We start from the raw sequence: 14,033 nt of genomic DNA, 5'->3' as shown, positions 1-14,033 counted from the left end.
TTTACCAACTTTTTAGCCTATAAGCTAGAACAGAAAGGCGGGAAGTTGGTAGAGATTGACCGATGGTTCCCCAGTTCTAAACTCTGCTCTAATTGCTATTACCAGATTGATGAGTTACCCCTTGATACTAGAGAGTGGACTTGTCCTCACTGCGGTACTCGTCACGACCGTGATGGCAATGCAGCAACAAATATCAGAGCGGAAGGTATCAGAATAATACAGACGGATGGAACAGCCGTTTCTGCTAATGGAGGGGAAGTAAGACCAAGGTTGGGACGCAAGTCCGTTCTAAGGCATTCCCCCGCGATATTAGAAGCCGACACTAAATCGAAGCGATTATAGTGTCGGTAGTTCACTCAACGACTGTTCGCAACATATCCTGAGAGTTTTGCTTTTGACATCTAAAAAACGGAAATTTGGGCATCGGATCAGCATTTTTTCTATCTGATAGTTAGAAGCCTGGGATACAATACCCCCAGCAAGGAATCTCTTTTTGTTGGTGGAAATACGATCACAAGAGCGATCGCGCGTGAATTAATCAGTACAATCAATTCAGCGCGAAGCCGTTGTCACAATGATCAGTTAGCCGACAAAAGCAATAAAACTACTTTCCGTCAAAGCCGTCACCTGTATATCATTGAGAATAGCCAACTGTTGAGAGTCAAGACTAATAACCGTCGTGGTTCCACTTTGGGATAGAGTTAAATCATCAAAGCTTAAACCCCCGCCCAAAGCAATCAAATCAGTACCCAGTTGGAAATCTTGAATAGTGTCCGTACCACTATCGGAGAACAGAATAAACCGATCACTACCACTTCCACCAGAAATCAGGTCATTACCTTCATCGCCAAACAACCAATCATCCCCAAGTTCTCCGGCTAAAGTATCTTCCCCTAAACCGCCATAGAGAGTATCACTCTCGGTTCCCCCACAGAGACGGTCATTATCTTGATTACCAAACAGCAGATCATTACCACTACCGCCACAGATTGTATCGCGTCCGGGAACTGTACTAAAGGTTTCGTTGTCGTTGATATCACCATAAATCGTATCGTTACCCTCATTGCCACAGAGTTGGTCATTGCCCAAATCTCCGTACATCAGGTCATCTCCGACTTCACCATAAACGAGATCATCTTCTTTCCCCCCGCGAACCGTATCATTACCAACACCCCCACTGAGGGTATCATTACTACGACCACCATTGATCAAGTCATCACCTGCACCACCCCAGATGAAATCGATCATCCCAGGTAAACCCCGTTCCGGTTCAACTTCATTTTCATCAGCAGTGTCGCCGATCAGGGTGTCATTTCCTAAGTCACCGTAGAGGGTGTCATTACCCAAATCACCCCAAACCATATCATCATTTTTGCCACCGTAGGAGAAGTCATCTTGCTTACCGCTATACATCATGTCAGCGCCAGGGCCACCTTGAATTAAATCATTGTTAGCGTGGCCATAGAGAAAATCATCGTTCTCAAAGTTAGCGGAGGCTGCCAAATCTTGAGTGCCGTTACTGCCGATTAGCGTGTCGTTACCGTCCCCTCCAAGCAGAGAATCATTGCCTTCATCGCCAAACTTGAGGTCATCACCAACGCCCCCATAGACGATATCATTACCCTCAAAGCCTTCAATGCGGTCATCTCCGGCAAAAGCGAATACCAGATCACTACCGAGTGAACCGGGTAAGATATCACTTTCATCAGTACCATCAATACTACCAAAGGCATTAAACGCACTGGGAATCAATCCTATACGTTCAGGTAGAGGAACTGCACCAAACTCGGGTAAGGGAGGACAGTCACAACCGCCATCATCAATGACTTCACCCCGAGGAATGGAATCATCTTCTTCTACAATTAGGCGTACAGTCGCGATGTTAGAAACAGCACCATCATTATCAGTCGCAGTGAAAGTGAAGCTGACATCACCTGTAAAGTTAGAGTCAGGTTCAAAAGTCAGTTGTCCGGCTTGAGAGGGTGTTAGACGTTCAACTTGATCTGAAGTCGCTTCTTCACCGTTGATCAATAGGGTGCCATTGGGGGGTAAATCGGTGATGCTGTAGAAGTTAATACTACCATCGGGGTCTGTCGCCGTTAACCTTGGGATAACGGAGGGAGTCCCATCATTAATAATGGTTTCTGTTTGATTATCGGCTTCAGGCGGTAAGTTCTCAGAGGGTTCTGTTGGAGGTTCAGGCTGAGTTGGCGGTTCAGGCTGAGTTGGGGGTTCAGGCTGAGTTGGCGGTTCAGGTTGAGTTGGCGGTTCAGGCTGAGTTGGCGGTTCAGGCTGAGTTGGCGGTTCAGGCTGAGTTGGCGGTTCAGGTTGAGTTGGCGGTTCAGGCTGAGTTGGCGGTTCAGGCTGAGTTGGCGGTTCAGGCTGAGTTGGAGGTTCAGGTTGAGTTGGGGGTTCAGGCTGAGTTGGCGGTTCAGGTTGAGTTGGCGGTTCAGGCTGAGTTGGCGGTTCAGGCTGAGTTGGCGGTTCAGGTTGAGTTGGCGGAACCGTCGGAACGGAAAAGGCAGTAACCGGAACAGTCACACTGGCTGCATTAGAAGTCGAGCCATCATTGTCTGTGACTCGATAATTAAAAGACGCATTCCCGGCAAAGCCAATATTAGGCTCAAATGTGAGATTATCAAGTTGATTGGGAGTTAACCGTTGAACCTCAATCGGGTCACTCACCGCCACACCATCAAGCAACAGAGTACCTTGTGCGGCATCGGGTAATGTCAAGTTAATCAATTCTACGATGCCATCAGGGTCACTGAAGTTCGCCGCAGACAAAGGTAGAGGAATCGGAGCGCTATTGTTGAGAATTGATGAACTCTCAACATCCTGGGCTGTGGGCGGTTGGTTGGCTTCGGCGCTAACGGTGACTGAAATATTAGCAGGTTCGGAAGTCGCGCCTAAATCATCCTGGACTGTAAAGGGAATGGTTACACTACCGCTAAAACCGCCAACAGGTTCAAAGGTTGCTTGACCTTGATTATTGACTGTAAATGTTCCCTCGGGTAAAACAAGCTGTTGATCTATTTCTGGAGTCGTTGGATCAAGGTCAATGGTGCTTAATTCAAGGTTTTCATCTGGATCACTAATATTATCAGCCAGATTAAAGGTGACAGGAGTTTCAAAGGCGGTGTTAACGTTTTCGTCGGTTGCTGTTGGAGGAACGTTGGCAGGGGGATTAACGGTAACAGTGATCGCTGTGGGTTCTGAAGGGGTGCCAACGTCATCCTGTACGGTGTAGTTAATCGTGGATGTTCCAGTAAACTCTGGTTCTGGAGCGAAGGTGACAACGCCTGTCTCGTCTACGGTGTAGCTTCCAACTCCGGGTACTTCGCGAGTGCTGTCAAGTTCGGGAGTTTCGGGGTTGAGATCTACTGTTGTCGGGTCTATATTACCATCTGTATCGCTATCGTTTTCGAGAATATTCAGGTTAACTTCGGTATTGACTGCGGTTTCTGCGGTGTCAGGTTCGGCAACAGGTGCAGTATTTTCGACTGTCGGATCGAACCCAAAGTTTATCCCGGTTACAGGTTGATTGCCAGCAACAGTTACAGGAAGATTATTTTCTGTTCCTAAAATCCCTCCTTCGGGAATATTTTCGTCAGTCGTGTTAACCTCAATGCTGTACTCCCCTGGAATAACATCATCGAATTGGTAGCTACCATCAGCATTGGTTTCAACGGTAGCAAACACCTCACTAATATCAACTTCAGTATTAATTAATAAGTCAACATCAATTCCTTGTAAACCCGGTTCATTCTCGCTGAGACTGTCGTCGCCGTTGGTATCTGTAAAGACTGTGCCGCTAACGGTTGTGGTGGGTACGGCTGCATCAATAATCGTAGCTATTCCTTCGCGATCAATGATAAAGCCTCGACTGGGGTTAGAAAGAAGGACTCGAAACTGTTCGTCATTTTCTTCGATGTTATCAACTAAGGTCTCAATATTAACCGTAACCTCAGTTTCTCCGGCTGGAATGGTAATGGTGCCTTCTGTAATGGGTGTGAAATCCTCTCCCGCAGTCGCCGTAGCTTCACCCGTCTCTAAATCAGTATCGCTGGTAGCATAGTCTATGGTAATCGGTGTATTAACTGGAGAAGGGATATTAACGGTGAATTGAGCGGGTTCTCCTTCGATAACGGTAATATCGTTAATATTGATGAAGATCTGACCATAAACAACCCCACCTGCAATTAAATCTAATCCTCCTACGTCTTCGGATGTGTCTGTGGGGAAACTCTCGAAATCGACTAAATCATCAGTCTGCTGAACATCAGTCGCAAACAAGGCATATCCATTAAATTGCTGTCTTGCTTCGATACCCAGATCGCTAAAACTGATATAAATCCCACCGACGTTTTGACCCTCAACATTGTTTCTCCGCAGTAGGTTTTCACCGGGTTGATCTGCTCGTAGAACAGATGTATCCAGAGTGATAGACTGATCAACACCCCAGAGATCTCCTGTAATCTCCAGTAAATTTCCAAATTCAGTCGGAAGACCTGTTTGTGCGTCTAGTGCTAAAATGGGTGCGATTTTAAACGCATCGTTACCGCCACGCTCAAGGATGAGAAAACCCACTTCATCTAAGTTTTCCAGGGGAGCTTGTAAACCATCTGTTGAGATATAGTCAATTCGCTCAATGTTGTTGATATTTTCGTCTGGTGTGTTAGTCTGATTTGCAAAAATATTATCTGTACCTCGGTTGATCACGTCATCAAACAAGGTGACTTCCATCAAGTCATCATCGGTATTATCGGCAGGAATCTGGGCAAAAGGGGGTCTGAGATTGAGTTCGGTGTCTGTTTCGCTCTCCCGCTCAAACCAAAGCAGTTGTCGTGCGCCTTGAATATTCTCATTATCAACTCGCCTCAACTCAAAGTGATTGAGAATATCGCCTGCTAAAAATTCTTCTTGCAGTGGTGAGGTAAAGCTTCTGACAACCAGAAGATTATTGTCACCCTGTTGAAAGTTGTATTGTATCTCTGTTTCTTCGGGAACATTTGCTTGGATCTCGGGACCGATATAGGAAATATTGCCGCTATCTTCGTCTGGTGGTATTCTCTCTACTCGTAGTTCCTCAATTGCTAAGGGAAAAGCAAAGCGATAACTTTCTATTGCTTCTGAGGTGAGAGGAAACGAACCCTCAAATTCATCGGTTTTGACTTCTAAATTCCAGTCTCCGCCTAAAGCAGAATGACCTGTTTTATTGGCAGAAGCGGCAATTTTTGCTCCGGTAAGTTGGTGCAGTTTTTCAATAAATTCAACGCCTGCGTCTCCGGCTGCAACGTTACAACCATAAAGCAGAATTTGGCTTACTGACCAGGTTTTGAGTTCGTTAGCGTAGAGTTGTAGACTGTCGAGGCTGAGTTGAGTATTACCCAGTTGTAAGCTTCCCTGACACCCGTGAGAAAGGATATGAATTTCTGAGAGATTGGGATTTTCTCGCAGAGTTTGAGTGATTTGTCTGACTCCATCTTGAGTTGTATTGAGGAGTTTTACGTTGACTCCCGGTACAACGCCTTTTAGTAGTTGTTTGCAGTCTTGTACTTGGGCATCAATAATAACAAGAACATCGGTTTTTGTTGAGTTTTTCTCAAATTCCGGGTTTTCCCGAAATTGCCGAGAAATTGTAGAGGTGGAAGTTGGAGTATGAGTTGGAGTATAAAACATCATTTCACTTTTTTTGGAAAAACTACATTCAATACTGATGATCCTCGTTCAAAATTTTCTGAGGATTCACTGAAAATATGAAACAGTTTGTTTGAAGCTGAGGTTAAGTTTTTGTTCAATTAACCGCGCTTTGAATGACTAGGGTTTCGGTTTCTAAATTTTTAGGCACTTGCCGTTGAGTTTCTATGCTTTGAAGAATACAGAAACTCAAGTATAGTTCGACAAAGTTTAGGAATTCAGTCTAACTGAACTCACGTCTTGAGGGTAAATTATACAAATTTATTTTTTAAGGGGGTGAGGTTGGATATAGCAGAAGTCAGGAGACACCGAGACAGGAGACAGAATTGAAACCTTTATCATAAAAGGATTTGACAGAAAAACAGTGTCCTAATCAACTCTTTCTCTGCTATAGATATAAAATTCTATTCCTCTTTCTTTAATTGAATACTTCAGCTTTATTTCGAGAGTGAGGCTTTGAGTTAGCCAAAAACCTTGATTTTTTTTCAACTTAACCTATCAATTTGAACAATTCCCCCATAACGGTCACTCAGTTTTGAGCTAAATTTACTAATTTTTTCAACGAGATCACTTACAGGTATAACTGCTCTTTGTCTTTTTATGTGTTTGAGCTTATAGCAGTTTATTTACTGGCATATTTACCCTTGACAAAATGCTCATTTTGTGTTTAATTAATGAGGTATTTTGTCTATCTCTAAATGTAGAGAAATTGACTCAATAGCTTCTCAAATCATTATAGCTTTTCTGCTTGTAGATAGATGACTGTTCACAATGATTTTGTTAAAGTTGTCTTTCATCTTCTGCAACTTGGGAGTACATCTAAAAATCCTGATGATTGAAAACGAACTCTATGATGATCTCTACCTCAAGAGTTAGGGTATGGCACTGTACTGTTTCAAGTTCTCCCGAGGTGAAAGTCTCTTGATCAAGGCTTTTTACTGTCTGACTGAGTGGAAATGATCAAGGTTTGGGTGGGGCTGTTTGCTAGAAATGTTTGATAGTTATTTCATTTGTAGGTTGTAGAGCAGTAACTTAGTTGACAATTTATGGTACAACACGGTACTATCTGTAAGATAACAGAATACATCTATGCAACGAGCATTCAAAACCAAGTTAAAACTGAATAACAAACAGAAGACTTTAATGGCGACCCACGCCGGATATTCTAGGTGGGTTTGGAATTGGGCATTAGCGATGTGGAATGAAGCTTACAAACAGGGTTTAAAACCTTCTGCGAATAAGCTAAAAAAGTTCTACACCAATCACGTCAAACCTCAATATTCCTGGCAGTCAACGCTAAGTTCTAGAGTTTATCAATTTGCCTTCATGCACTTGGGAGAAGCTTTTAGTCGCTTTTTTCAAGGCACTGCCCAACATCCTAAGTTCAAGAAAAAAGGCAGAAATGATAGCTTTACTATTGACAATTGTGGCCAAGTAATGAGGTTTTCAGGGAGGAGATTAAAGCTTCCTTTTATTGGATGGGTTAACACTTACGAACCCCTTCCCGAAATTCAGACTAAACGAGTCACAATTAGTCGAGTCGCTGATTCTTGGTATCTGTCTGTCGCTTACGAATTTGAGCCAGAACAGACTGTTAAATCAAGAGAATACCTGGGTGTTGATGTTGGGGTTAAGGTCTTAGCTACCTGTTCAGATGGTACTGTTTTTGACAATCCAGCAGCTCACAAAAAAGCTCAAAAAAATCTGGCAAAACTTCAGCGCGAACTTTCTAGAAAACAGAAGGGTTCCAATAACAGGAATAAAGCCAAACTCAAATTAGCGAAAGCTTATCAGCGAGTCACAAACATCCGAAAAGATGCAATTCACAAACTCACCTCATGGCTATGCAAAAACCACGCAGTTATCGGGTTAGAAGACTTGAATGTTTCTGGGATGTTAAAGAATCATAAGTTAGCGGGTGCTATTGCCGATTCTGCTCTTTATGAAATTCGCCGCCAAGTCGAGTATAAGTCCGAGTGGTACGGCTCAGTAGTAGTTTTTGCTGACAGATTTTATCCGTCAACTAAAACCTGTTCAAATTGCGGTCATGTTCAACAAATAGCTCTGAAAGAACGAGTTTTTAACTGTAATAATTGCGGTGTAAGCATTGACCGTGATTTGAATGCCAGCCTAAATTTAGAAGGTTATGCCGAGGGCTTCTCGGCTGATTTGCTTGTCTGACCGGGTGCTGCCGACAGTCCGGGGTGATGCAGGAAATAAACGTTAACATGGTTTATACCGCGTTATATAAGTTTTATAAAGCAGTAAACTAGAAATGTAGCTGACTGGTGTAACACGCCGTGCTAGAGGAACGTGATGATCAAGTCTCTCCCCCTCGCTTAATAGAGGGGACCATTTTCGATCTGGGTTTAGCATCAACTTTGGGAGATCTTTCTCTGTATGAGTTTCAGGTCTCTGCAAGTTGTCTAGGAATTGTTGTCGCTCAAATCTTTGAGCGCTATCCTAGCGTTCCGGGAGTGATTCTGATTGAGGAATCACCCGATGGAAATCCGCAATTTTTGGGGATGATCTCGCGACGCCAACTGTTAGAATTTTTGATTCGCCCTCAAGCAATGGAGCTGTTTTTACCACAACCTCTGCGGGTTCTCTACAGCTATGCCCGTACATCGCCTTTGATTTTATCAGAAGATACGCCGATTGTTAGTGCCGCTCAACAGGCGCTCCGACGCTTACCCGAACTGCGAGGTGAACCCATTGTTGTTGAAATTGATCCGCTCTCCTCATCTTCTCGGAGTTTACCTTATCGACTGCTCGATGTTCACGAATTAAATATTGCTAACTGGCAAATTCGTGGAATTGAAACTCAAGTTCGCTTTGAACGAATGCAAACTCAAATTGTACAAATTGAGAAAATGGCAAATTTGGGACGCTTGGTGGATGGCGTCGCCCATGAAATTTTAGATCCGGTGGGTTTTATTTGGGGAAATTTAACGCATCTCTCAGCTTATAGCGAAAGTCTGATTAACTTGATCTCGGTTTATGAAGCCCATTTTTCAACAACTCCGTCCGATATTCAGCAGATCAAAGATGAAATAGAATTTGATTATATTCAACAAGATATTCCTCAAATTGTCAAGAGTATTCAAAGCGGAGCAGAACGGTTGAAAAAATTGGCAACGAGTTTGCAAAATTTCTGTTATATTGATGAAGTTCATCCCAAGCCTGCTGATATTCATACCCATTTAGAAAGCATTTTATTACTGCTAAAAAATAGAATATCTAGTGAAATTAAAGTGATAAAATCTTATGATCATATCCCCCCTGTTACCTGCTATATTGGTCAACTGAATCAAGTTTTTATGAATATTTTAACCAATGCAATTGATGCCCTGGTGAGTCAGGCTTTTAGTGAAGATTGGGCGAAAAAATATCGAGGAAATATTAGTCAAAATATTGACAAAAAACCCACAATAGAAATTACCACAGAAGTGCGATCGCCAAAAACAAAACTCAGTTCAGAAAGAACTCCCCAACGTTGGGTTTCTATTCGGATAGCAGATAATGGCCCTGGTATGTCTTTCGATGAACAACAAAAAATTATTGAATCTTTTTCAACCCGAAAACGCCTTGAAAAAGAAACCAGTTTAGCCCATAGTTATCAAATTGTTACGGGGAAACATGGGGGTCAATTTCTGATGCAATCTGAACCGGGTATGGGAACAGAGTTTGAGATTTTATTACCTCTTGTTTGATTGAAATATTTAACCATAAACCTTAAGTAAACCGTTCTTTTAATGAATTACAGGAGAGATTTTTATGTCTTTCGATTCCTATAAAAATATTAGTGAAGTTCTGCAAGAATTTCAAATTACTGCAATAGAAGCAGAATTTATTATTGAATCTAAAATCGAGGTTCGCTCAGTATTTCAGGAAGATTTAGAGTTTTGTCTTAGAGAATTTTCCTTTGAAGAATCAGAATATGCGGTGTGTGAAATGATTATTTTCCCGATTTTAAAAGAACTTTATCGCCGCTACCGAAATGAGTTTACATTATGGAGTCATAAAGCGATTATTTATGATGAAAAACTTTCAGGAACTCCTGATTATATATTAGCCCAAAGATCAACTTTAGGAAAACAAGTCTTTGAAAAACCTTATTTTTTAGTTGTCGAAGCTAAAAAAGATGACTTTATCAAAGGATGGGGACAATGTTTGGCGGAAATGGTTGCCATGCAAAAAATTAATAATCAACCGAGTCAAACTCTTTTTGGAGTAGTGTCTAATGGGAAAATCTGGGAATTTGGCAAACTCAACGACAATCTCTTTACAAAAGAGACGCGATATTATACAATTTCTAATATAGAAAAATTATTGTCAGCCCTCGATTACATTTTTTATCAATGTCAACAAGAACAGATCTAATACCGTTTCTCTATTCTTCGCTAAACACTGCACCTAAAACCTTTAACGCCGTTTTTTGACCGTCTGTTAGTCCTGTAACTTGACTGATATTCATTCCTTCATAGAGACGATCTGCTTTCAAGGTTTGAATACAATTTCCCGTTAATACATCCCAGAGTTTAATGGTTTGATCCGCAGCGCCACTGACAAGAATTTCTGGAGTATTAAATTGAGAAGTGGGATCGGGATGAAACTCCACAGACATCACCCAAAATTCATGTTCTTCTAGGGTTTTTAAACAGGTTCCTGTTATTATATCCCATAATTTAATGGTGCGATCGCTACTCGCACTGGCTAACAAACGACTATCTTGACTAAACGCAACTTTCCACACCCAGTCTGAATGTCCTGATAAAACGAAATGACAGTTTCCGGTATTGAGATCCCAGAGGCGAATGCTACGATCTAAACCACAACTGGCTAACCAGCGACCACAGGGACTATAGGCCACCCCTAACAGCCAACTGCTATGTCCGAATAAACTTTGATCCCATTCTCCCGTTTCTATATTGTAAATGTTTAGCGTCTGATCAAAGGCTGCGATCGCGATTTTTTTCCCATCCAAACTAAACGCTACTGACGCCACAAAATGCGCGGTAATACTTCGCAGGAGTTGACCGGTTTCCACATCCCAAAGTTTCACGGTTTCATCCCATCCCCCACTGGCGAGTATTTTCCCATCAGGACTAAATGCTACCGTCATTATTGTTGACTGATGACCCCGTAATACGGCTTTACAGCGTCCTGTTTTCACATCCCACAAACGAATAGTTTGATCACCACTCCCACTGGCTAATATGAGGCTATTTTCATTCCTAAAGTTGGGGTGAAACGCCACTGTATAAACAATATCTGTATGTCCCCAAAGCGGTTGACATTTCCCCGTTTCCAGATCCCAAAGTCGCACTCCTCGATCTTCGCTTCCACTGGCGAGTATTTTTCCATCGGGACTAAAAGTAACAGAAGAAAACCAATTTACTCTAGCTTGTACCACTCGAATACAAGCGCCTGTTGTGATATCCCAGAGTTTTAAAGTCTGATCTTCTGCTGCACTAATTAACAGGTTTTCGGGAGAACTAAAGGCAATATGAGCGATTAACTTGCGATGACTGAATAAAGTCCGACGACAACGACCTGATTTAATATTCCATAGTTTAATTGTACCATCTAAACCCGTACTTGCCAACTGATTGTTATCGATAAAAACCACAGAAAAGACACCATTGCGATGACCTCGAAAGGTTTGTAAACATTCCCCGCTTTTGACATCCCACAACTTCACGGTTTTATCAATACTTCCACTGGCGATGTATTCACCCTCTGCACTCCAAACCACTGATCTGATCCAGTCAGTATGTCCTTGAAAAGTTCTTAAACACTGTCCGGTTTTGAGGTGCCAAAGTTTGAGAGTAAAGTCATCACTTCCACTAATAATATAATCATCATTCGCATCAATTGCTAACGTCCAAATTTGTTGTTGATGTCCTTCAAAAACTTGTAAACAGTTTCCCGTTTGCACATCCCAAATACGAAGAGTACGATCTTCACTTCCACTAATTAGCCATTTTCCCGAGTTTGTAAAGCTAACACATCGCACACAGTTGGTATGTTTGTTGAGGGTTTGTAGACATTCACCTGTTTGGATATCCCAGAGTTGAATGGTGAAATCTTCGCCTGCGGTTGCTAACAGTTTCCCATCTGGACTAAAGGCAATTGACCAAATAATTCCTTGATCCGTGCGAAAATTAAAACCAACAGATAAAGTATAACAGGCTTCAAGTTTATACAGATAAATTTCGCTATCTAAATGACCTGTGGCGAACATTAACCCATCATAACTTAACGCAATGCTTGTAATGGGTGCAAAGGTTTTTGCTAATACAGAACGACTCAGATCTGATCCGGCAAAATTAACATCATTTAAACGAGTATTTTGGAGATAGGCTTGCCAAATACTAAGATTAGAAAAATCCCATCCTGCTATATTGATTTGCAGATGACAGAAAATATTCAAAATATTTCCCGCAGTATAACCGGGTTCTCGTCGAAGTATTGTTTGTTCTTGTTTGAGGACTTTAGCAAGTTGTTCAACGATAGCAGAATGAGTTCGTAAATGAGTGAGAAGTTCAGCAATTAAAGGAACGAGAATCAGTTGAATTTGAGTTTCGCGAACATAATCTTTTGCAGTGGCTTGTATTAACGCATGAGTTCTAAATAAATGACAGTCTTGAGCAATAATTTCTTCGGCGACTTTTTCGATCAGACTGTCTGTGACATATTCCATAATCACAGGTTGTAGGGTAAATTGAGTTAATTGTCCGTTATTCTTAGAACAAGCCAGTTGAGTTTCTAACAGAGATCGTCGTTGTAGAGATTCTAAGACTTCTAATAATTTTTTGGTCGAAACAGGTACGACTAAATCCGACTGTAAGCTGGATAAAGATAGAGGTTCGCGGTTAATTGCTAGCCAGTAAATTAACTCTTTTTCCAACTCCGATAACCTTTGAAAATGTTGATCAATTAACGTTCTAATTCCGTTAAATACAATTGTTTTATGACTCAAAAATTCTTGAATATCTCCGGCAAAAGTATCTTGAATTGCTGTAGCAACAATTTTCAAAGCCAGAGGATTTCCTTGATAGCGTTCAATTAAACGATGATAATCTTCGGCTTGTCCTTTTAATCCTTTTGCCGTGAGAATTTCTCGCGCCGTTTCTGTGGGTAAACCCGTGAGTTGCAAGGTTCTAATGGGCAAAAATTCACCTTCTAAAGTGGCAATCACTGCGGGTTTTTCTCGGGAGGTTAACACCAAACAACTTTGATGAAAGATTTCGCCAAATAAACGCAATAATTCCCCATAATTTTCAAACCCTTCTCGATGAACACCTACTATATCTCGCGGAGTTCCTGCACTGCTGCGAAGTAGGGTTTCCCAATTATCTAAGATCAGCAAACAACGTTGAGAACGAAGTTGATCTAAAAGTTGAGAAGTTTGACTCGAAAAACTATAAGCTTCCTCAGAAAAAGGGGAACGAATCAGTAAAGATTTTTGTTCAGATTTTCCTGATAAAATTTGTATAAAATCGTCTAAAATAGTAGAAAGAGGCGGTGAATTTCTGAGCGATCGCCAAATTACCAAAAAGCACGAAAAGCCCCTGCCTTTAGGTATGGGGATGAATAGTCGTGAGTCGAAGACGAACAATTTGTTATCCGAGTTTGGTTGTGGTAAGATAACTCCATGATAGTTAGAGAAACGAAGTTATTGAACGGTTCCAAGTCTCAATACGAAAGACTTGACGAAGCCATAAGGACTGCACAGTTCATCAGGAACAAGGCAGTTAGACTATGGCGAGATGAACGGGATGTGGATAAATCTCGAATTTCTCGTTTGTGTAAAGAGTTGGCGAAAGAATTTCCTTTTGCCAAGAAACTTAACTCAATGGCGCGTCAAGCTTCGGGTGAAAGAGCCTGGAATTCAATCTCTAGTTTCTACCGTCGTTGTAGAGAGGGAGCGTCGATAAAAGGCTATCCTCAATTTAAAAAGCATTGTCGTTCAGTTGAATACAAGACCACAGGCTACAAACTGTCATCCGACTGTAGATCGATTAATTTTACAGATGGTTTCAAGGCGGGTAAATTCTCTCTTTTCTGCAATTCAGATGTTAGAAAAGACCTTCTAACCTTAAAAATCAATCGAGTTAGGGTGGTGAGGCGAGCTGATGGGTATTATGCTCAATTTTGTTTTGACGCCAATCGCTCTGAGCCTGGAAACTATACCGGAAATGTAGTCGGTTTAGACTTGGGTTTAAACTATTTCTACAAAGACACTAACGACAATGCAGCCATCTATCCCAAGTATTTAAGGTCATCTGAAAAGCGAATTAAAAAGCTACAGCGACGACTATCTAGGA

7 protein-coding genes are annotated in these 14,033 nt (G+C 41.7%); 5 read left to right on the top strand and 2 right to left on the bottom strand.

What is annotated here, in order from left to right; all coding sequences use genetic code 11:
- The coding region (locus tag VB836_RS29820; protein WP_323225131.1) for a zinc ribbon domain-containing protein at positions 1-342 on the top strand (342 nt) is incomplete at its 5' end.
- A gap of 240 nt (positions 343-582) precedes the next feature.
- On the opposite strand, the gene VB836_RS29815 is transcribed toward VB836_RS29820, so the two are convergent.
- Positions 583-5,685: a DUF4347 domain-containing protein gene (locus tag VB836_RS29815; RefSeq protein WP_323225130.1), complete on the bottom strand. Its 5,103-nt coding sequence runs from the start codon at positions 5,683-5,685 to the stop codon at positions 583-585.
- Positions 5,686-6,789: 1,104 nt separating this feature from the next.
- Between VB836_RS29815 and VB836_RS29810 the strand changes: the two genes are divergently transcribed.
- The 3 genes from VB836_RS29810 (at position 6,790) to VB836_RS29800 (ending at position 10,083) form a co-directional block, all read left to right on the top strand.
- Positions 6,790-7,881, top strand: coding sequence for an RNA-guided endonuclease InsQ/TnpB family protein (locus tag VB836_RS29810; RefSeq protein ID WP_323225129.1), 1,092 nt, complete (start codon positions 6,790-6,792; stop codon positions 7,879-7,881).
- A gap of 119 nt (positions 7,882-8,000) precedes the next feature.
- Positions 8,001-9,413 carry a sensor histidine kinase gene (locus VB836_RS29805; RefSeq protein ID WP_323225127.1) on the top strand — a complete coding sequence of 471 codons (1,413 nt, stop codon included), beginning with the start codon at positions 8,001-8,003 and terminating at the stop codon, positions 9,411-9,413.
- A gap of 64 nt (positions 9,414-9,477) precedes the next feature.
- Positions 9,478-10,083, top strand: coding sequence for a hypothetical protein (locus VB836_RS29800; RefSeq protein ID WP_323225126.1), 606 nt, complete (start codon positions 9,478-9,480; stop codon positions 10,081-10,083).
- A gap of 10 nt (positions 10,084-10,093) precedes the next feature.
- On the opposite strand, the gene VB836_RS29795 is transcribed toward VB836_RS29800, so the two are convergent.
- Positions 10,094-13,261: a WD40 repeat domain-containing protein gene (locus tag VB836_RS29795; RefSeq protein ID WP_323225123.1), complete on the bottom strand. Its 3,168-nt coding sequence runs from the start codon at positions 13,259-13,261 to the stop codon at positions 10,094-10,096.
- A gap of 99 nt (positions 13,262-13,360) precedes the next feature.
- On the opposite strand from VB836_RS29795, the gene VB836_RS29790 reads away from it, so the two are divergent.
- Positions 13,361-14,033: RNA-guided endonuclease InsQ/TnpB family protein (locus tag VB836_RS29790; RefSeq protein ID WP_323225121.1), on the top strand; the 673-nt coding region annotated here is incomplete at its 3' end.

This window comes from Limnoraphis robusta BA-68 BA1 (assembly GCF_034932365.1).
In the GTDB taxonomy this organism is placed as follows: Bacteria; Cyanobacteriota; Cyanobacteriia; order Cyanobacteriales; family Microcoleaceae; genus Capilliphycus; species Capilliphycus robustus.
The sequence above is the reverse complement of the archived record's forward strand: the minus strand, read 5'-3'. Positions and strand labels throughout refer to the sequence as shown.

Excerpts from the sequence above, each read along its gene's own strand:
- VB836_RS29815 (WP_323225130.1), bottom strand. The coding sequence starts at position 5,685 with ATGATGTTTTATACTCCAACTCATACTCCAACTTCCACCTCTACAATT.
- VB836_RS29810 (WP_323225129.1), top strand. The coding sequence starts at position 6,790 with ATGCAACGAGCATTCAAAACCAAGTTAAAACTGAATAACAAACAGAAG.
- VB836_RS29800 (WP_323225126.1), top strand. The coding sequence starts at position 9,478 with ATGTCTTTCGATTCCTATAAAAATATTAGTGAAGTTCTGCAAGAATTT.